Genomic DNA, 17,765 nt, shown 5'->3' on the forward strand with positions numbered 1-17,765 from the left:
AGTTCGTTGTCTCATGCTTGTGTCGTATCAGGGAGTTATGGTGAGCATTCGTAAGCCGATTGTTCATCATCTGCGGCTTGTCGGATTACAGTGTAGTTTGGCTGTAACATAAATGCACAATCCGCCGTACTAACTGCATCAGATCGTATAACTCTATGATTTTTTAGATGAATTGCTTCGGCCCGTAGCCATGGGCAGGGCGTTTTTGGCAACACCTGAACCTACTTTTGTAACATTTCTGTTACAAAAGTGCCAATAGCAAGAGAAGCGGTCAGGCCCGGGCTTTCTATCCCAAACAGATGAACCGCGGGGGCACTGTTATCAGGACGCTGGATATTGAAGTCGGCTGCAGTCTCATGCTTTGTGTGCAGTTTGGGACGGATACCGGCGTAATCTGGCTGCAGGTGTTGTTCTTTCAGGCCGGGAAAGTAGCGCTGAATGGCCCTGGCGAACGTGGGTGCCAGCGCCGGGTCTACCCGGTAATCCGGGGTGTCGTCTGACAGATATTCGGTATCAGGGCCGAAGCGCAGCTGATTACCAAGGTCGAGGGTGGCATGAATGCCCAGTCCTGCCAGATTCTTTTCCGGCAGCGGGTAGATAAGATGCCGGAAAGGGTTTTTGCTCTGGTAGCTGAAGTAATGCCCGCGACAGAGATAAAGCTTTGGAATCCGGCTTTCTTTAATGCCCAGTGCGTGGGCCATCTTCTGGGCCTGCAGACCAGCGGCATTGACCAGTGCTGCGCAGCGGATACTGCTTACACCATCCATGCTGCATACCTCAATCTGCCAGCCATTATCGCGCTCACTGGCGGAGACAACCCGCGAGTGTTTGAGCAGCAGGGCACCGCGTTGCTCAGCCTGCTGGGCAAGACGCTCCATATAACTGTGGCTGTCGATAATACCGGTCGTGGGAGAGTAAAGTGCCACATAACCGCGCACCTGAGGTTCCATATCCTGCAGCTGCTGCTGATCAAGCGACTGCAGGGGAATCCGCAGATTACGGCCTTTGCGCAGCAGCTGTGTCAGCTGTTCCTGACCACTTTCGGGGGCGACAATCAGTTTACCGATAGCTTTGTGGGGAACATCAAAGTTTTCACAGAACCGATACAGGCGCTGCTTGCCTTCGATGCACAGACGTTCTTTCAGTGAGCCTGGTGCATAGTAAAGACCGGCATGAATGACTTCGCTGTTACGACTGCTGGTTTCTGCGCCAAAGCGGTTATTTTGCTCCAGCAGCAGGACGGAGCCGTGGTGGCTGAGTTCATAAGCACAGGCAAGGCCTATAACACCGCCGCCGATAATGCAGTAATCGAAGTCTGTCATAGGCTGAAAATCACCATGATGTGGCCGGGTCGGGTAGAGTACAGAATCAGGTCTGGCTGAATTGTAAAGGATATCCGCGCGTATGAAGATGCCTTCATGGCGGACCAAGGGGACGTGCGGTAACTGTTAACGCTCACCGCACGCAGCGAATCCCTGTTAATGGGGTTGGAATCAGCCTTCGGCCTTTTCAGCACATTCAAAATGGCCAGGATTAGCACGGCAGCGCAGACGGAACATCAGCTTCATCATCCGTGGGTCGTAAACCTCTTCGGCGGTCAGTTCCAGACGGATCTGACGCAACATTTCTTTGTACTCATCCATCATTTTCTGCGGTAGGTCGATCCAGTAGTTCTCCGGGATTCCGGCCTCCGCGACGCGGATATGTTCCATCGCTTTATCAAAATTACGGAAGGCAAACTCACGGCTCTGTTGTGCAAATTGTGGCGGGAAGCGCTTGCTGTGAATCAGCAGCTGGAAATTCATCTGCGCCATGCTGAAGCGATAAATACCTCCGTTTTCCCCCAGCCCTTTGTACATTTCGAAAGGCTGATAAGCGATGGCGGGTGCATAGGCAACGTCAACATCGCCATTATTAAAACGCGGTGCAAATGTGGCGACGCTGGATGGCACCATGGTGGCTCCTACATGTTCCACCACTTTTACCGAAGCCTTGTCGTAATCGAGAGTGGCGATACGCTTGCCGGCTGCTGCCTCGACTGAATTGATGGCCTTATCGCGTACGTAAATATATACCGCACCGCCAGGCATGATACCGGCCACCTCATAATCACCTTGCAGCATATATTTGCTGGCCTGAGGCTTGGCGAGCATGCCGATTAAATCCTGTAACTGCTGATAATCGCTGATGCCGCCCAGCGCTTCGATACTGGCAGTAAAGGCGTTATAGGGACGAACGCGCGTGCCTGTGACGCCCATAGCGTCACAATGACCGGCATTAAAATCGGCCAGTACGACGGCTTCGTTGGTATAGGCCTTTAACTCCAGTTCGGTTCCCCAGGACAGGGCGCTGGTCTGGTAATCACGCATGGCGTCGAATATCGGCCCTTTGGCACCGACCGGATCGAATACACAGAAGGTACGTTTGACGGTATCTGCATGGGCGGAAGACAGGCTGCACAGCAGAACAGCAAAAAGGATTAACAGGTGGCGTGAGGCGTTAGAAAACATAATCAGGACCTTTGTTTATTATTATGCAGGTCATCTGCCCGCCCATGATAACCGTCTGGGATGCGGTAGCAAGTCAGGCGCAGCATTGCCTTGCGGGCTGGTGCCAGAGCCCGCCTCTGAGTACCATACGCGCACTTTTTAGCTGTACACCGGAAGGTAGCGCGGAATGAATGCAGAGCTGTTTGAAACCTGGGCAATGAATATTGGCGTCACACTGTTGATCGGCTTTATGTTTTTCATTATTTACGACCTGGGTAAGCGCGCCAACGCCGGTAAGTTCGGGATGATGATTCTGCTGATTGGTCTGGGGCTGGGTATGGTTGGTTTTATTATTAAAACCGTACTGGTTGAAGTGCTTGATCTCTGAGCCATCCGTCATCTGACCAAAACACCAGATTTTTTAAGAACCTGGTGTGAATTCCTGCAGTAATGTCTGTCTGGTGCTAGCGCCAGCCTTGTTGTTTGTCTATACCTTAAAAGTATAAAGGATATCTTCTGTTTATCTGCTAACGGCAGAGGAGTCCGGCAATAATAACAACAGGGAGTGGTTATGGTTGCATGCAGCGCAGCACCAAGTCTGGAGCTATTGTCCCCAGAGCGGGGCGGAGCAGGAATCCAGCGGGTTCCATCAACCCTCAGCGGGCGTGCAGATGCCTGTGTTTATATCGTTAATCTGCCGGCAGATTCTGCTTCTCTGGGAATCGTGGGCTATACGCCTCAGCTCAGTGAACTGATTGAAGATGCTATGCCTCTTGTCTGGCACCTGCTTGCACGCCAGTCCCTGTCGGAACAACTCCCGATTTACCTTTTCTACGTGAACCCCCGTGATCAGATCGGCACTAATGCTGCGCGTTTGCTGCAATTGCTGCAGTTAATGTCCGGTAAGGCGCAAATCTGGGTGCCGGTGTCGACCAGCCACAGCGCGATCCTGCATTCGCTGCGCCTGATTTTGCCTGAAGCTGTGAGGCTGGATCTGAATCATTCATCTTTGCTGTATGTGGGCGACAACGCTAACCGCAAACCTATGAAGGCCATGGCTGAAGCCTGCGGTATGCCATTCTGCTTTCACGCGCTCTACTGAACAGGCTTTCTTGATTTGGATTAGCACCTGAGGCGCTGCAGTTGTTAGACTGACAGTAACAGTATGAACAGGCTTTAACCCAAGGAAGTTGCTTCTATGCCTCAACAAGATCTCAAACAACAACTGCAACAGCTGCACGAGACCCTGCAACAGAATCCCCAGCTGGACGACAGCAGTCTGGAGTTACTGCACAGCATTGCCCGTGATATCAATGCCATGGAGAACAGTGATGCGGCTGATATCGGCGAGCGGGTGCAGGAGCAGGCGATTCGTTTTGAGCAGGAACATCCGACCTTAGCGGGTATTCTGCATCAGATAGTGGATACGCTGGGGCGCATTGGCGTCTGAGCGCTGTACCGGGTACTGTACGTTGTGTGCTGGCGTCAGTATCCGGTACAGCGACCTGCGGAATTCGTTTTGAGGGAACAGCTATGCGCCATATGCCTACGATTGCAGAAATTATGACGGCGTTTCCGGTTCATGTGGAAGAAAGTCTGCCACTGGCCGAAGCCGCGGAACTGATGAAATCTCATAACTGCCATCACTTGCCGGTTATGGCCGAACATGAGGTTGTCGGGTTACTGACCATCGAAGATCTCAAACTGGCACAACAACCGGGTCATACCTCCAGCGATCTCGGAGACCTGAGTGCCGGCGATATGTGTCGCCGGCAGATTAAACAGGTTGATCTGCATACCCGGCTGGATGTCGTTCTTATGGGGATGGCAGAACAGCATGTTAATGCGGTGCTGATTATGCGTAATGATCGTCTGGCCGGAATCCTTACCAGTCAGGATGCCTGTCGCGGCTTTGCCCGCTGGCTGCAGAAAGAATACCTTCCGAGTGATGATCCGGGCGTAGCCTGAGGCGGCGCTTTCTCCGTAGTGGCCTCCGGTACTGCAGTTCCGGAGGTGCACCGCCTTGGAACATATCCATATTCCATTGTTTACAAATAGCGCATTTTTTCACGCTTTATCCTTCTTTTTTTCTGTCTTTCCGGCCGTAATCAGCCGTTTTTAAGCGCATCCTGAACAAAATAAAAACATGGTACGGAGTTTGCGAAAGGCTGATTATCAGGAGGAGCAGCCTATGTATAAAATTGCCGATATTCAGGATTACCGTCAGCCCGTTATGCCCGTTTCATCCATGCCATCGGCCTGGCTGAACAGCGTGACCGAAATTATTGAAAGCCGTTACCACGATGAGGACAGTATCCAGCAGCTGTTGTTGCTGGTGGCCGAAAACAGCGGACTGAATAATGTTTCCGTAGCCTTACCGGATTCTCCCAGCCGTTTTAAAGCTCAGTACTGTTCCACCGGAGTCAGTAACGGTGTTTACAGTTTCGCCGTACAGCATGCTCTGTGCCGTCAGTTTGAATCACGTGAGTGGTTGGTGATTAAAGATGGCAGCGAGCGCCCTGAGCGGTTCGAACCTTTTATCGATTCTTTGTGTCAGCAAGATCGCTGTCTGCTGGTGCCACTGGTGTTGCGCCAGTCGGTGCTGGCGGTGCTGGTGATGGATCTGCGTGGTGCACGGGCAGATCATATCGATCTGGCTCTGGTGAATTTTCTCGGTGCGCAGATTGCCCATATGCTGGCCACCCAGGTGGTGCCGAATTTCAAAACACTTTATGCCCGCCCTTACCAGCGGGTACAGGCCGATGAACTGAGTGACATTCAGTCGGCAATTGCCAAATGCAGCGGAAATAAGACCATGGCAGCGAAAGTGCTCGGCCTGACGCCGCGTCAGCTGCGTTATCGCTTGTCCAAACTTTCCGGCGAGTGCTGACACTCCTTCCTCTCTTCATAAAACTGTCATGGGTTAAGCGTCACACTGGTGGAATAATCACCAGAGTGCCGCTTAACCATGGCCAAGATCCGCATTTCGATCGTCACGGAAACCTATGTTCCGGACGTTAACGGCGTTGCCAATTCCCTGCGCCAGCTCCTCAGTGCACTGAACTCTGAACAATTTTGTATTCAGATTATCCGCACGGCACCGCGCAGCGACTGGCTGCCTGAAACCGAAGAAGTCTGGTGCCGTGGCCTGACCATCCCGATGTACCCGGATCTGCAGCTTGGATTACCAGCCCGGCGCCGGGTGGCCAGAGCCTGGCAAAGTTTCCAGCCGGATCTGGTGTACATTGCGACCGAAGGCCCGCTGGGTAACTCTGCTCTGCGCCAGGCCCGTAAGCAGGGTATTCCGGTTATCAGTGCCTTCCACACCAACTTCCATCGCTACAGCAGCTATTACGGTCTTGGCTGGATCAAAACACTGACCCTGGCCTGGCTGCGGCGTTTTCATAACCGCACGGCGGCCACGCTGGTGCCAGCGGGTGAAATCGCAAGCGCATTAAGCAGCGAAGGTTTCCGCAATGTATCGGTGCTGCCTCACGGGGTTGATTGCCAGCTGTTTCATCCGCGTCGGCGCAGCATTGCTTTGCGTCAGCAGTGGCAGGTTGGCGCTGAACCGGTGCTGTTGTATGTCGGACGCATTGCCGCTGAGAAAAATATTCCGCTGGCAATCCGCAGTTGGCAGGCGTTGCGGGCGCAGGGGAACAATGCCCGTCTGATCATGGTGGGTGATGGTCCTATGCGGGCGGAGCTGGAGCGAGAACATCCGCAGATTATTTTTGCCGGCGTGCAAACCGGTGAAACACTGGCGCGTTATTTTGCTTCAGCCGATGCCTTTATTTTCCCCAGTCAGACAGAGACTTTTGGCCTGGTAACGCTGGAGGCGATGGCCAGTGGCTTGCCGGTCGTGGCGTTCAATATGGCTGCCGCGCAGATGCATGTGCAACCCGGGGTTAATGGTGAGCTGGCGGCGGACGATACGGATGAGGCGTTTATTGCTGCGACATCGCGTCTTGTTGGTGGTGATCTTCAGGCCATGGGCATCGCGGCTCGTCTTCAGGCTGAGCGTGCCAGCTGGCAGAGTGTGGCAGAGCAATTTGCTGCACTGGCGAGCCGTCATACCGGAGCGGCTGCGCCGAATAAAACTGAACAGATTCAAACTATGGTATGAGGGTTGCAATACTTCGTTTAACTGAGACTTCTGATAGTAGCTATTAACCGGAGATGATTGCATGGAATTCAACCGTCATAACATCGCTTTGCTGCAAAAGATCAAACGACTGGCGAAAGACGAGCAGGGATGCGTGATTCACTTTGATTCACCGTCCCTTGAGCATGACCTGCGTGTTCTGGTGCAAAGCGGCGTCAGCCGTGATTTGCTGGCCCTGATTGAGGAGTTTCTGCCAACCCAGGAGCCACCAGAGCTGCATGAAATCAGCCATGTATACCGTGGCAGCCAGCGCCTGATGGATGATTCTGAGCGGGTCAGCAAACGTACCCAGCGTGTGTACCGCGGTCAGGTGGTGATGGCCTGAACTGCGGCTGGTGCGACATTAAAGTGCGCCTGTGCTAGTGTTCGCCCAATGCAGGGACGTTTCTGAGGGACTCTATGCGCTGGGGATCATTGTCTCGCACGCGTCTGCCCATTTTATTGGGTGTGTTACTGACCGCTTATTTTATTCTGCTGAGCCTGCAGCCCGGGCAAAGTCCCGGCCATTGGCTGAAACGACTCGACTTTCTGCTTTACGACCTGCGCTTTAACGCAGCACTCGACTGGCATCCGCCCGAACGTGGCGAGCAGCCAATTATCATTATCGACATCGATGAAAAATCCCTTGCCCATGAAGGCCGCTGGCCCTGGAGCCGGCACAAACTCGCCGATCTGGTAACCACTCTGGCGCAGTATGGCGCAGTGGTTGTGGCCTTTGACGTGGTGTTCTCTGAGCCGGAACGTAACCCGGTGGACGATATCCGCAAGCGTCTGGCGGTTGATGGTGAACGCTGGCAGGCGCCCGAAGGATGGCGCCGGCAGGTTGATGCCGATACTCATTTTGCACAGGAATTACCGGCGACCGATACGGTGCTGGGTTTTTTCTTTCTTGATGAGGGCAATGTGAGCGTGGGTCGTTTACCGGCTCCGGTCTACCGGTTGCCAGTGGAGGCTGCCAGACGTTCGGTAGTGATCGCCAAGCCGGGCTATGCTGCCAATCTGCCACTGCTGCAGGATGCTGCCGCCGGTGCTGGCTTTGTCACCACCTTTGCCGATGCTGATGGCGCGATCCGCCGGGCGCCACTGGTTATCCGCTATGGTAACGATCTGTACCCATCGCTGGCACTGGCGACGGTGATGGCTTATCTGTTCGACCGCACCTTGCAACTGGAAACGGTTGCGCTGGGCGATGTTGATGTACTGCGCTATGCCGGTGTCGGGGGACAGCTGGCACGTACCGATGCCGCTGGCCGGGTGATTGTGCCCTATAAAGGGCCGAAGCGTACTTTTACCTATTTTTCTGCCACCGATGTGCTTAATGGCAATATCAGCGACGATGCGTTGGAAGGTGCCATTGTGTTGGTGGGCACCTCAGCCCTCGGTTTATCGGATCTGCGTGCCACGCCGGTTGGAACGCAGTATCCGGGGGTGGAAGTACATGCCAATGTGATCGAAGCCCTGCTTAATGATGAATTCCCATACCGTCCGGAATGGGAAGCGGGTGCGTTGCTTGCCCAGCTGTTGTTGTTTGGCATAGTACTGTCGTTCTGGCTGCCACGGCTTGGGCCTTTCAGTGCCATGTTGTTGAGTGGTCTGGCGGTTGTACTGGTGATCAGTGGCAATTTTTATCTGTGGTCCTATCAGAACCTCGATTTACCGCTGGCAGCGGTATTGCTGCTGGTTGGCGGGCTGACCATCGTTAATCTGGGGTATGGCTTTGTCAGCGAAAATCTCAGCCGTCGCTTGCTGAAAGGGATGTTCGACCAGTATGTACCGCCGGCGCATATCGAGCGCATGATGAATGACCCTACGGCCTATCAGTTTGCCGGGGAAAGCAAAGAGCTGACGGTACTGTTCAGCGATATCCGCAGCTTTACCAATATCTCTGAAAATCTGTCGGCCGCTGATCTTAAGGCACTGCTGAACAGCTACTTCACGCCCATCACCAAAGTGATTTTTGATAATGAAGGCACCATCGATAAATACGTCGGCGATATGGTGATGGCTTTCTGGGGCGCGCCACTGGATGACGAACGTCATGCCTGTCATGCGGTACAGGCAGCGCTCAGTATGCAGCGCGTCACGGCTTCGCTGCGTGAAGAGTTCATTGCCCGTGGCTGGCCGGCGATTGAAATCGGCATTGGCATTAATACCGGTCCGATGAATGTTGGCGATATGGGATCATCCTACCGCCGTGCCTATACCGTGCTGGGGGATGCGGTGAATCTGGGTTCCCGGCTGGAAAGCATTACCAAGTTTTATGGTGTGAAGATTCTGGTTGGTGAGAACACCCATGCCCAGGCACCGGAGTTTGTTTACCGCTATGTCGACCGTATTCAGGTAAAAGGTAAAAACGAACCTATCCGCGTCTATGAACCGCTGGGCCTGGCAGGTGAAGTTGATGAGGCAACGCGGCAGGAGCTGGCACTGCAGCAGCAGGGAACCGAGCATTATTTTGCCCGCCGCTGGGATGAAGCGGTGCTGATTTTTACACAGTTATGGCAGCAACAGCCACGGCGTTTATATCAGGTATATATCGAGCGCATCGGCAGCCTGCGCCAGCAGACGCTGGCCGAGAATTGGGATGGTGTCTTCCGCCATACCGAGAAGTAAGCGGAAGACAGAGGTCAGCTTCAGAACTGACCTGTCCGCACCTGTTGTGGCCAGACAACAATGCCGGCGGCACTGTTGCCGTCCATATCGATCAGGTTGAAACTGCCGGCAAACACGCCGCCTGACGGAGCGACCAGTACGCCACTGAACTGGCTGGCGACGGCGTCCAGTGCAGAGCTTTCGCCGTGATAACCTGTGCCGAACTGCATCTGAACCAGCGCTGTATTTTTACCGTTGGCGCCACCCGCACGGATGGTGCCGGTAAAGTCGGCGTTCCAGAAATTACCGCCGATACTCTGGCCACCACTGCCATCAGCATAGTCAGCACTCAGAAAACCATTACTGACGATACCGGTAGAAAAATCCAGATCAAAATTGCCGCTGGCACTGAGCAGAGCATTCCCTTTGCTGTCTGTTCCCAGGGCCTGAGTGCCGCCGAAATATACCGAGCCAGAGGTAGGGATATTGCCTTCAAGTGCAGGATTGGCAATCACCCACATAACCGGCGATTCGACAGCGGTGACAACCAGCGAACTTTCTTCCAGCAACTGTGAAACCGGCGCCTCTGCGCTGCCGTTCCAGATGCCCCATTCAATACCGGCAATATCCGCCATCTCCGGCAGCAATGTACTGTCGGTTGTGCCACTGTAACGGGTGATATCAATACCTTTATTGTCGTCGACGGATACAAACACCGGCTCGCCACGCTCGTCACGGAAGGCGGATACAGGAATTGCTTTGCCATTAACAATAATGCTGCCGACGCTGGTACTGGTGAGAAAGGCGGTGAATTCTTCCGAACTCAGGCGCAGATCCGGTGAGGTGATCACAGGACCGCCGTCGCCACCATCACCACCGTCTCCGCCATCAGGAGGGGTGTTATCAATCAGATTACCGGCTTCTTTCAAGGTATCTTCATGACCACTGTCGGCATCCTGATCAAGAGGTGGCGGAACTTTGTTATCGCCGCTGGTGTTATTCAGTACCGTTGTAGCCGGGCTGGTAGTGGCTGTTCCGGGAGGTGGTGTGCTGCCATCCGGATTTTCTGAACCGGTTGTACTCATGCTGTCTGGTATGACGTCAGAATCAGCGTTATCCAGTGCCTGCGGTGCTTCCAGCATTCCCTGAAAGCCAGTGTTACCCAGTACGCCAAAGTTGAAATCAGCATTCTGACCAAGATTAAAATCGCCCTGATCTGAGGACAGCGTAATGCCTCCTTTCCAGACTCCCGCCATCAGCTGGCCTTTGGCCAGTAAGGCGCTGTAGAGCGTGCCACGGATACCGATGCTGGCAACGGGGGTGTCGACCCGGTAAGCCTCTTTATTGCCTTTGCCAATACTGCCGGTCAGGGTGCGGAACCCACCTTCTACCAGTTCCATCAGCACCTTGCCCCCTTTGCCATCGGCATCGGCCTGCTGGTAGGCATGAATACTGAGCTGGCTGTTTTCCTGCAAAGCCAGCAGGGCGTTATCGATAAAGCGGATCTGTACGCGGCTGCCGGTACCGGTACGAATTGTGTCGCTGGGGTAAATTTCATCGCGGCGCTTCAGATTGCGGCTGCTGCCATCGGCTGCCTGCGCAGTGACATCGCCTTTTACCATGATGATGTGGCCGGCCAGTTCGGCTGCGCGGGCTGAGTTCAGTGTGAACATCATCAGCAGAATAACCATTGCCTGAAACAGGCAGGCTGAACGTGTAATCCGGTGCATGATGGCCTCCATCAGAATGTCCAGTTGATGCCCGCTTCGAGCAGCGTGCGGTCATATTCGTACAAGGGGAGATTGCTGTTGTAACGGACCTGGCTGGCCTGGGTGTAAAGGGTCAGGGCTGGTAACAGGGTATAGCCGTAGCCCAGTACCAGCTGGATCATTTGCTCGGCACGGGTTTCGCCGGCGGCGAGCAGGTTGTCTGCCGGAAATGCCCCCTGAAACTGGTAGTCGCGCAGAATCAGGCTGGCATACAGACTGCTGTGAATGTTCAGCAGTTGCTGAGCACTCAGGTTAATACCCTGCGTGTCCCGTGCCTGATACTCCTGTTCGCCATCATCGGTGGCCAGCACCAGTGCAAACTGGGCTGAGAGCGATCCGGCTGAAAAAGCGGCACCCGCCTGAAGTTCGGCCTGCAGCAGGTCGAGATCATCATTGAGCTTATTGTCCTGGCTACTCAGTGTCAGACGGGTCTGACTCTGCCATTCGCTGGCCAGCTGGTAGTTCCATTCCAGATTCGCCGACAGGTCTGACAGCAGATCATCCCGGCCCAGCCAATAGTGGCTGTAACGACCGCCAAGCCGCAGATTGTGACGTCCACGGACCATCCGCATGCCGCCGCTGGCGTAGAGGTTATCCAGATCAAACAGATCATCGGCGGCGTTGTCTTTGCGGCTGGCTCCTAACTGCAGGTCGATGGCGCTGCGCTGTGTCAGTGGGCTGATATAACTGCCCTGGGCCCGCAGCTGATAGTAGCCACTGCCTTTAGCGCGCTGATCACGGCTCAGGCGCGCGGTCAGCAGGCCGTCGAGCAGGTCGACCTCATTGAGATCAGTAGCGGTATTGTAGTTGGAGTCATAACCGCCGCTGGCGGAGACAAAACCTCCCCAGGCAGGCATCACGCTCAGGCGCTGCTCCTGAATACGTTGCAGGAACTGTGCAATGGTCTCCCGGACCTGCGCAGGCGGGTTGGTACTCTGAACCCGGCTGAACTCCTGCTCGGCAGCATCGTGATTACCAAGGTAATAGTAAGCACGTGCTAACTCCAGACGGTAGCGGGCAACTGCCGGGTAGTTGCTGCTGAGGCGCTCGAAGCCGAATAAGGCTTCATTGAAATATCCAAGCTGGGCAGCGCTGAATGCGTAATAAAAATCAAATGACGGGTCGCCTTCGTAAAGGCTGAGCAGTGGTTGTGCCAGTTGATAGGCGCTCTGGTAGTCCTGCTGCCGGATCAGTTGTGACAGTTGCTGATTGGTTCGTGCCAGTGTTGTGGTATCTGCTTCGGGCGCTGCACCTAGTGCAACAGGCGTCAGGGCAGGTGTGGCTTGGTCTGTCGGAGCTTCTGCCGTTGCCTCTGTCACAGAGGACGTTCCGGCGGCGGGTTGTTCTTCCGCCTGCAGCAGGGCCGCAGAGAACAGTGATCCGCACAGCAGCAGTGAAGCAGCTTGTGTAATTGGTCCTTTCACCTTGCTCAGTCCTTTATGGTCGCCGGTTTACATAGTGTGCACTGACTGACGATAAATACCAATAATTGCGCAGTGTCTGTCTGCTGCATGGCTGCAAGGGATCTGCGCAGGAGTGTTGATGCTCAGCATATTCGGTAGCAAGGTTTACACCATTAGTCATAATAACTGTATGGTTATTTGATGTGTATCAAGCTCCGTATCAACCTCTTTCTGGGGCGATTTTTTCGTTGATTTACATCAATTCTGCCTTCCGGCCCCTTGCTAAAGTGACTTCATACCAAGCGCAATGAAGCAGCCAACGCAGCCATTGCCGCTCCGAACTGCACGGCTTAACTGAGAGGTGAGCACTATGTTTATGGATGAAGTTGTATTTTCCGGCCTGATTATTGTTGCCCTGACCTGCGCCTTCTTTGGCGGCGTTTACTGGGCTGTTAAGAAAGACATCGAAAAACACGGTACTGGTGAATAAGCCGGGCCAACACGCTTTAGTTTTACTGTTTCTGCGCTGAGTACCTTGCCTCTGGGCCTGACGTTGATCGTCATGGCCCCTTTTTTTGTCTCTTTGTTGTGATCAGTTCAGCTGGTGAGCAGCCAGCAGCAGTGGCTGGCGGATATTCAGCTGATTAAGCCGGTCCAGTACGGCCTGCAGATCATCACCCTCGGGCACTGGTCCGATCCGCACTTTATGTAAACCGGCTCCGCCGTCCTGAGTGCTGATGCTGACCGGCCAGGTCATGGGCGCCAGTGAGCGCTGCAGGCTGGCCTGCAGCCGTTGCGCGGCGGCGGCATCTGACAACGCGCTGACCTGCACCCAGCGTACGCTGTGGGCATGGGGTGGGGTGACAACTTCAACATCAACCACGGCCGTGCCCATTTTATTGATGCCAAGGCGAACGGCAGCAGCATAGGACAGATCAATAATCCGGCCTTCGTGGAACGGCCCGCGGTCATTGACCCGCACGATAATGGATTTGCCGTTATCAACCCGGGTAACACGGACATAGCTGGGCAGAGGCAGGGTTTTGTGGGCCGCGCTGAACTGATAGACGTCGTAAATTTCGCCGTTTGAGGTGCGGTGACCATGAAATTTCATACCGTACCAGGAAGCAATACCGCGTTCTTTGTAGTTATCGGCCTTGTCCATCACCTGATATTCCTTGCCGAATACCTGGTAGCTGCGCGGATTACCCATGCTGCTGCGGGGCTCTGCTTTAGGTTCCGGTTCCGGCAGATTGTGGATATCGGCAACGGTTGCCGGAGTGAAGTCGTTGGCGTGCTGATAACGCGAGGTTGCACAGCCTGCCAGCACCAGTGTCAGTGCCAGCAGAAGGGTAACCGCTCTCAACGCAGCGCCTCACTCAACTGATAGACGGCCATGGCATACATGCGGCTGTGGTTGTAGCGGGTGATAACATAAAAATTGTGTTCACCGAGCCAGAATTCTGCACCGACTTTTCCCTGCAGACGGATCAGGTTCGCGGGGCGGTCTTCGGCGACTTTATTGGTCGGTTCCACGCCCAGTGCTTTTAATTCGGCAACGGTCCATTTGGGTTTGAGGCTGTCGTTGATGATTTCTTCATAGTCTTTACCGCTGACCCGAACGCGTTGGGTTACGGCTTCACCGGTGCGCCAGCCGTGGCGTTTGAAGTAGTTGGCGACGCTGAAAATCGCATCCGCAGGGTTACCCCACAGATCACGCTTACCGTCTTTGTCAGCATCAACGGCGTAGTTCAGAAAACTGGTCGGAATAAACTGGCCATAACCCATCGCTCCGGCATAAGAACCTTTGACACTGGCCGGGTCGATTTTTTCATCGCGGGCGAGAGCAAAGAAGGCTTTTAATTCGCGCCAGAACAGCGGCCGTTGCGGATAATCAAAGGCCAGTGTGGCGAGGGAATCGAGTACGCGATAATTTCCCTGACGGGTTCCATAAAATGTTTCTACGCCGATGATGGCAGCAATAATGTGTTTATCCACACCGAATTTTTGTTCGGCCTGTTGCAGCAGCTCGGCATGTTCCTGCAAAAATGCTTTACCGGCAGATATGCGTTTTGAGGTCAGAAATATATCCTGATATTCGTCCCACTCTTTTACTTTTTCGGCCGGACGGGCAATGGCTTCGAGAACGGAGTCGAGCTTTTCGGCATGGGTCAGCCAGGCGCGGATTTCGGCCGGATCAATTTTGTATTCTTTGCTGGCTTCAGCAATAAATTCGTCGCTGCGCGGATGCTGATCATAAGCTGCAGAAACAGGCAGGGCTGCACATAACAATAAAGCGCTGCTTAATTTACTCAGGGTGTCACGGAAAAAACGCATAAATCTGTATCCTAATTCTGCCGGTGGGTGTACATGGACATAATTAAACCGAAAGCCGTCAGCAGACTGACTACCGAGGTGCCACCGTAGCTCACCAGCGGTAAGGGTACGCCGACCACTGGTAATATGCCACTGACCATACCTATGTTTACGAATACATAGATAAAAAACGTAACGGCCAGACTACCGGACAACAAACGGCCGAATAAAGTTTCACAGCGGGAAGACAGATACAGGCAACGCATAATAATCAGAAAGTACAATATCAGCAGGGCAAGTACGCCAATCAGGCCGAGTTCTTCTGCCAGTACGGCGATAATAAAATCGGTATGGCTTTCCGGCAGAAACTCAAGCTGCGACTGAGTGCCCTGTAAAAATCCCTTGCCATCAATGCCGCCTGAACCAATGGCCGTTTTTGACTGAATAATATTCCAGCCGGACCCGAGCGGATCGCTTTCCGGATTGAGAAAAGTCAGCACCCGTTGTTTCTGATATTCACGCATCACAAAAAACCACATCAGTGGTGCACAGGCTGCGACAATACCTATCATCGACAGTATTAATGCCCAGGACATACCGGCAAAAAACAACACCAGAATTCCGGACGCGCTGATCAGAATGGATGTACCGAGATCGGGTTGTTTCAGAATCAGAATGGTGGGCAGGCCAATAATTATCATGGCCTTAATCAGGTCGAAAAAACGCGGCGGTACAGGACGGGTCGACATATACCAAGCGACCGTCAGCGGCAGCGCCAGCTTCACCAGCTCTGATGGCTGAAAACGCGGCAGACCGGGTAGTTCCAGCCAGCGTTGTGCGCCTTTGGCACCCACGCCCATGACCAGTACGCCGATAAGCGCAATAACACCGATGGCAAAGGCCCAGGGAGCCACAGTCTGATAAAAGCGCGGAGGAAACTGGGCCACGACAATCAGGACGATAAAACCGATCAGAAAATGCAGCGCCTGACGTTTGACCATGGTCATATCCTGGCCGCTGCCGCTGTACAGAATCAGCAGGCCGCAACCGGCCAGCAGCAGAATCAGCAGGAACAGAATGAGGTCGATGTGCATGCGCTCAAACCAGGCGCGGCTGCGATCGAACCCATGCTGGTGATGGCCGCTGCCCATGGTGCGGCTGAAATCGGTATTAGCCACTAGCCTTCTGCGCCTCCGAGGTATTCGTTAATGATGCTCTGTGCAATAGGGCCGGCGGTACGGCCGGCGGATTCACCGTTTTCGATCACCACGGCAATGGCAATCTCTGGCTTTTCCACCGGAGCAAAAGCAATAAAGAGTGCGTGGTCACGCCAGCGCTCACGCAGGGATTCGGAGTCGTACTCTTCATCCTGTTTGATGCCCACGACCTGCGCGGTACCGGTTTTACCGGCAATCGGGTAGCGCAGTTTGCTCAGCAGGCGCCGGGCTGTGCCACGGCTGCCGCTGATCACCTGTTCCATGGCGTGATACATCTGTTCCCAGTCCTGCGGGTTTTTCAGCTGAATATCGGCAATATCGCCATGCGGAATTTCGTCGGCTATATCGTTATGCGCCAGAATCAGACGCGGTACCTGCCACTGACCACGATTGGCCAGTACTGCGGTTGCGGTTGCCAGCTGCATCGGCGTAACCAGCATAAAGCCCTGACCAATACCGAGGTTGACGGTGTCACCGGCGTACCAGAAGGATTTTCTTTTGGCGCGTTTCCAGTCGCGGTCGGGCAATAAACCCGGCAGGGCGTTGCTGATGTCCAGTGTCATATTGCGGCCAAAGCCGAACTGAGCGAGGAACGGCGAAATATTGTCGATACCGGCCCGTACAGCGACGTCGTAAAAATAGGTGTCACAGGATTCAACAATGGCACGCTGCAGGTTTACTTTGCCGTGGCCGCTGCGCTTCCAGTCGCGATACAGGCGTTCGTCATTTTCCAGCTGATACCAGCCCGGATCATCGATGCTCTCGTTCCAGCTGGTGATGCCGGAGTTCAGTGCCGCTAAGCCAACGAAAGGCTTGAGAGTGGAAGCTGGTGGATACTGGCCACGGATTGCCCGGTCAAACAATGGCAGATCGGGATTGTCACGCAGGCTTGAATAATCCTTGTGTGAGATTCCGGTAACAAATAAGTTCGGATCGAAACTCGGGTTGGAGTACAGACTGATAATACCGCCGGTTGCCACTTCGATTGCCACGAGGGCGCCACGCATCCCCTTCATTTCTTTTTCTGCCAGCTTCTGCAAACGGCTGTCGAGGTGCAGGCTGATGTCCTGGCCGGGCACAGGGTCCTGACGTTCAATAATCTGGATAACCCGTCCACGGGCGTTGGTTTCTACTTTCTGGTAGCCCACTTCACCGTGCAGATCCTGCTCGTAACGGCGCTCCACGCCGAGCTTGCCGATAAACTGGGTCGCGCTGTAACGGCGCTTGGTTTCCGGGTCGGTGTCGAGGGTGGCCTGCTCCTGCTGGTTGATCCGGCCAACATAACCGAGTACATGAGCAAAGGTTTCACCTTGCGGGTAATGCCGCACCAGCTGGGCTTCAACGTCGACACCGGGCAGGTAGAAACGGTTGACCATCACTTTGGCAATGTCGTCTTCGCTCAACTGGTGGCGCAGCACTACAGGCTCAAACGGCCGGCGGCGGAAGCCCTGACGTTTTTCAAACTGTTCGCGGTCACGTTCGCTGATACCGATCAGCTGATCGAGGAAAGCGATGGTCTGCTCCATATCGCGTACCCGTTCCGGTACCAGGGTCAGACTGTAAGAGGGAATGTTTTCGGCCAGCAGAATGCCGTTGCGGTCGTAAATCAGACCGCGGTTAGGTGCAATAGGACGCAGCTGAATACGGTTGTTTTCCGACAGGTCTTTGTATTTTTCGTAGAGGTTGATCTGCAGATAGGCCATGCGCCAGGCCAGTATGCACAGCATCAGGAAAATAAAGATGGCCAGTGTTAATGCGCGGGAGCGGAACAGCCTCCGTTCTGCCGATTTATCCCTGAATGAATGCTCCCACAT

General features: G+C 54.1%; 17 protein-coding genes. 9 read left to right on the forward strand and 8 right to left on the reverse strand.

Annotated features, from left to right (window positions below; genetic code table 11):
* Positions 1-221 precede the first annotated feature (221 nt).
* The gene (locus MT343_RS03995; RefSeq protein WP_145469765.1) at positions 222-1,322 is read right to left on the reverse strand and encodes an NAD(P)/FAD-dependent oxidoreductase; all 1,101 of its coding nucleotides are present in this window, start codon (positions 1,320-1,322) and stop codon (positions 222-224) included.
* Between the two features lie 171 nt (positions 1,323-1,493).
* Positions 1,494-2,510, reverse strand: coding sequence for a putative solute-binding protein (locus tag MT343_RS04000; protein WP_222428581.1), 1,017 nt, complete (start codon positions 2,508-2,510; stop codon positions 1,494-1,496).
* Positions 2,511-2,676: 166 nt separating this feature from the next.
* Here MT343_RS04000 and MT343_RS04005 point away from each other — a divergent pair, with 166 nt between their 5' ends.
* The 8 genes from MT343_RS04005 to MT343_RS04040 all read left to right on the forward strand — a co-directional run bounded on the left by MT343_RS04005 (position 2,677) and on the right by MT343_RS04040 (position 9,267).
* Positions 2,677-2,877 carry a DUF2788 domain-containing protein gene (locus MT343_RS04005; RefSeq protein WP_145469764.1) on the forward strand — a complete coding sequence of 67 codons (201 nt, stop codon included), beginning with the start codon at positions 2,677-2,679 and terminating at the stop codon, positions 2,875-2,877.
* 183 nt (positions 2,878-3,060) lie between these two features.
* Positions 3,061-3,591: a hypothetical protein gene (locus tag MT343_RS04010; protein WP_145469763.1), complete on the forward strand. Its 531-nt coding sequence runs from the start codon at positions 3,061-3,063 to the stop codon at positions 3,589-3,591.
* Positions 3,592-3,687: 96 nt separating this feature from the next.
* The gene (locus MT343_RS04015; protein WP_145469762.1) at positions 3,688-3,939 is read left to right on the forward strand and encodes a DUF4404 family protein; all 252 of its coding nucleotides are present in this window, start codon (positions 3,688-3,690) and stop codon (positions 3,937-3,939) included.
* Positions 3,940-4,022: 83 nt separating this feature from the next.
* On the forward strand, positions 4,023-4,457 hold the full coding sequence (locus tag MT343_RS04020) for a CBS domain-containing protein (protein WP_145469761.1): 435 nt from the start codon (positions 4,023-4,025) through the stop codon (positions 4,455-4,457).
* A gap of 223 nt (positions 4,458-4,680) precedes the next feature.
* The gene (locus tag MT343_RS04025) at positions 4,681-5,379 is read left to right on the forward strand and encodes a helix-turn-helix domain-containing protein (protein ID WP_222428580.1); all 699 of its coding nucleotides are present in this window, start codon (positions 4,681-4,683) and stop codon (positions 5,377-5,379) included.
* A 78-nt stretch (positions 5,380-5,457) separates the two neighbouring features.
* Complete coding sequence (locus MT343_RS04030; RefSeq protein WP_145469759.1) at positions 5,458-6,615, forward strand: glycosyltransferase family 4 protein; 1,158 nt, start codon at positions 5,458-5,460, stop codon at positions 6,613-6,615.
* A gap of 61 nt (positions 6,616-6,676) precedes the next feature.
* Entirely contained in the window at positions 6,677-6,979 is a 303-nt protein-coding gene (locus MT343_RS04035) for a hypothetical protein (RefSeq protein ID WP_145469758.1), read from the forward strand.
* 74 nt (positions 6,980-7,053) lie between these two features.
* Positions 7,054-9,267 (forward strand): CHASE2 domain-containing protein, encoded by a 2,214-nt coding sequence (locus MT343_RS04040; protein WP_145469757.1) that lies wholly within the window; start codon positions 7,054-7,056, stop codon positions 9,265-9,267.
* Positions 9,268-9,287: 20 nt separating this feature from the next.
* Here MT343_RS04040 and MT343_RS04045 read toward each other — a convergent pair whose 3' ends face one another.
* Both MT343_RS04045 and MT343_RS04050 read right to left on the reverse strand, forming a co-directional pair.
* A complete protein-coding gene (locus MT343_RS04045; RefSeq protein WP_186435964.1) occupies positions 9,288-10,976 on the reverse strand; it encodes a FecR family protein in 1,689 nt (562 codons plus the stop codon).
* Positions 10,977-10,987: 11 nt separating this feature from the next.
* The gene (locus tag MT343_RS04050) at positions 10,988-12,439 is read right to left on the reverse strand and encodes a tetratricopeptide repeat protein (RefSeq protein ID WP_145469755.1); all 1,452 of its coding nucleotides are present in this window, start codon (positions 12,437-12,439) and stop codon (positions 10,988-10,990) included.
* A 349-nt stretch (positions 12,440-12,788) separates the two neighbouring features.
* On the opposite strand from MT343_RS04050, the gene ccoM reads away from it, so the two are divergent.
* Positions 12,789-12,908: a cytochrome c oxidase subunit CcoM gene (ccoM, locus tag MT343_RS19575; protein ID WP_286716578.1), complete on the forward strand. Its 120-nt coding sequence runs from the start codon at positions 12,789-12,791 to the stop codon at positions 12,906-12,908.
* Positions 12,909-13,010: 102 nt separating this feature from the next.
* On the opposite strand, the gene MT343_RS04055 is transcribed toward ccoM, so the two are convergent.
* Genes MT343_RS04055 through mrdA form a run of 4 tightly spaced genes read right to left on the reverse strand, consistent with a single transcriptional unit; the run spans position 13,011 to position 17,765 of the window.
* The gene (locus MT343_RS04055; protein WP_145469754.1) at positions 13,011-13,784 is read right to left on the reverse strand and encodes a septal ring lytic transglycosylase RlpA family protein; all 774 of its coding nucleotides are present in this window, start codon (positions 13,782-13,784) and stop codon (positions 13,011-13,013) included.
* Positions 13,781-14,755 (reverse strand): lytic murein transglycosylase B, encoded by a 975-nt coding sequence (gene mltB / locus MT343_RS04060; protein WP_145469753.1) that lies wholly within the window; start codon positions 14,753-14,755, stop codon positions 13,781-13,783. Before mltB ends, MT343_RS04055 begins: the two co-directional genes overlap by 4 nt.
* Positions 14,756-14,766: 11 nt before the next feature.
* Positions 14,767-15,912 carry a rod shape-determining protein RodA gene (rodA, locus tag MT343_RS04065; protein WP_225692195.1) on the reverse strand — a complete coding sequence of 382 codons (1,146 nt, stop codon included), beginning with the start codon at positions 15,910-15,912 and terminating at the stop codon, positions 14,767-14,769.
* Positions 15,912-17,765, reverse strand: a complete 1,854-nt coding sequence (mrdA, locus tag MT343_RS04070; protein ID WP_145469752.1) for a penicillin-binding protein 2 — start codon at positions 17,763-17,765, stop codon at positions 15,912-15,914. Before mrdA ends, rodA begins: the two co-directional genes overlap by 1 nt.

This window comes from Venatorbacter sp. C2-1, assembly GCF_022832715.1.
GTDB classification, from domain to species: Bacteria; Pseudomonadota; Gammaproteobacteria; order Pseudomonadales; family Oceanobacteraceae; genus Venatoribacter; species Venatoribacter alkanivorans.

Coding starts and splice junctions, on each gene's coding strand:
- MT343_RS03995 (WP_145469765.1), bottom strand. CDS start 1,322: ATGACAGACTTCGATTACTGCATTATCGGCGGCGGTGTTATAGGCCTT.
- MT343_RS04000 (WP_222428581.1), bottom strand. CDS start 2,510: ATGTTTTCTAACGCCTCACGCCACCTGTTAATCCTTTTTGCTGTTCTG.
- MT343_RS04005 (WP_145469764.1), top strand. CDS start 2,677: ATGAATGCAGAGCTGTTTGAAACCTGGGCAATGAATATTGGCGTCACA.
- MT343_RS04010 (WP_145469763.1), top strand. CDS start 3,061: ATGGTTGCATGCAGCGCAGCACCAAGTCTGGAGCTATTGTCCCCAGAG.
- MT343_RS04015 (WP_145469762.1), top strand. CDS start 3,688: ATGCCTCAACAAGATCTCAAACAACAACTGCAACAGCTGCACGAGACC.
- MT343_RS04020 (WP_145469761.1), top strand. CDS start 4,023: ATGCGCCATATGCCTACGATTGCAGAAATTATGACGGCGTTTCCGGTT.
- MT343_RS04025 (WP_222428580.1), top strand. CDS start 4,681: ATGTATAAAATTGCCGATATTCAGGATTACCGTCAGCCCGTTATGCCC.
- MT343_RS04030 (WP_145469759.1), top strand. CDS start 5,458: ATGGCCAAGATCCGCATTTCGATCGTCACGGAAACCTATGTTCCGGAC.
- MT343_RS04035 (WP_145469758.1), top strand. CDS start 6,677: ATGGAATTCAACCGTCATAACATCGCTTTGCTGCAAAAGATCAAACGA.
- MT343_RS04040 (WP_145469757.1), top strand. CDS start 7,054: ATGCGCTGGGGATCATTGTCTCGCACGCGTCTGCCCATTTTATTGGGT.
- MT343_RS04045 (WP_186435964.1), bottom strand. CDS start 10,976: ATGCACCGGATTACACGTTCAGCCTGCCTGTTTCAGGCAATGGTTATT.
- ccoM (WP_286716578.1), top strand. CDS start 12,789: ATGTTTATGGATGAAGTTGTATTTTCCGGCCTGATTATTGTTGCCCTG.
- mltB (WP_145469753.1), bottom strand. CDS start 14,755: ATGCGTTTTTTCCGTGACACCCTGAGTAAATTAAGCAGCGCTTTATTG.
- mrdA (WP_145469752.1), bottom strand. CDS start 17,765: ATGTGGGAGCATTCATTCAGGGATAAATCGGCAGAACGGAGGCTGTTC.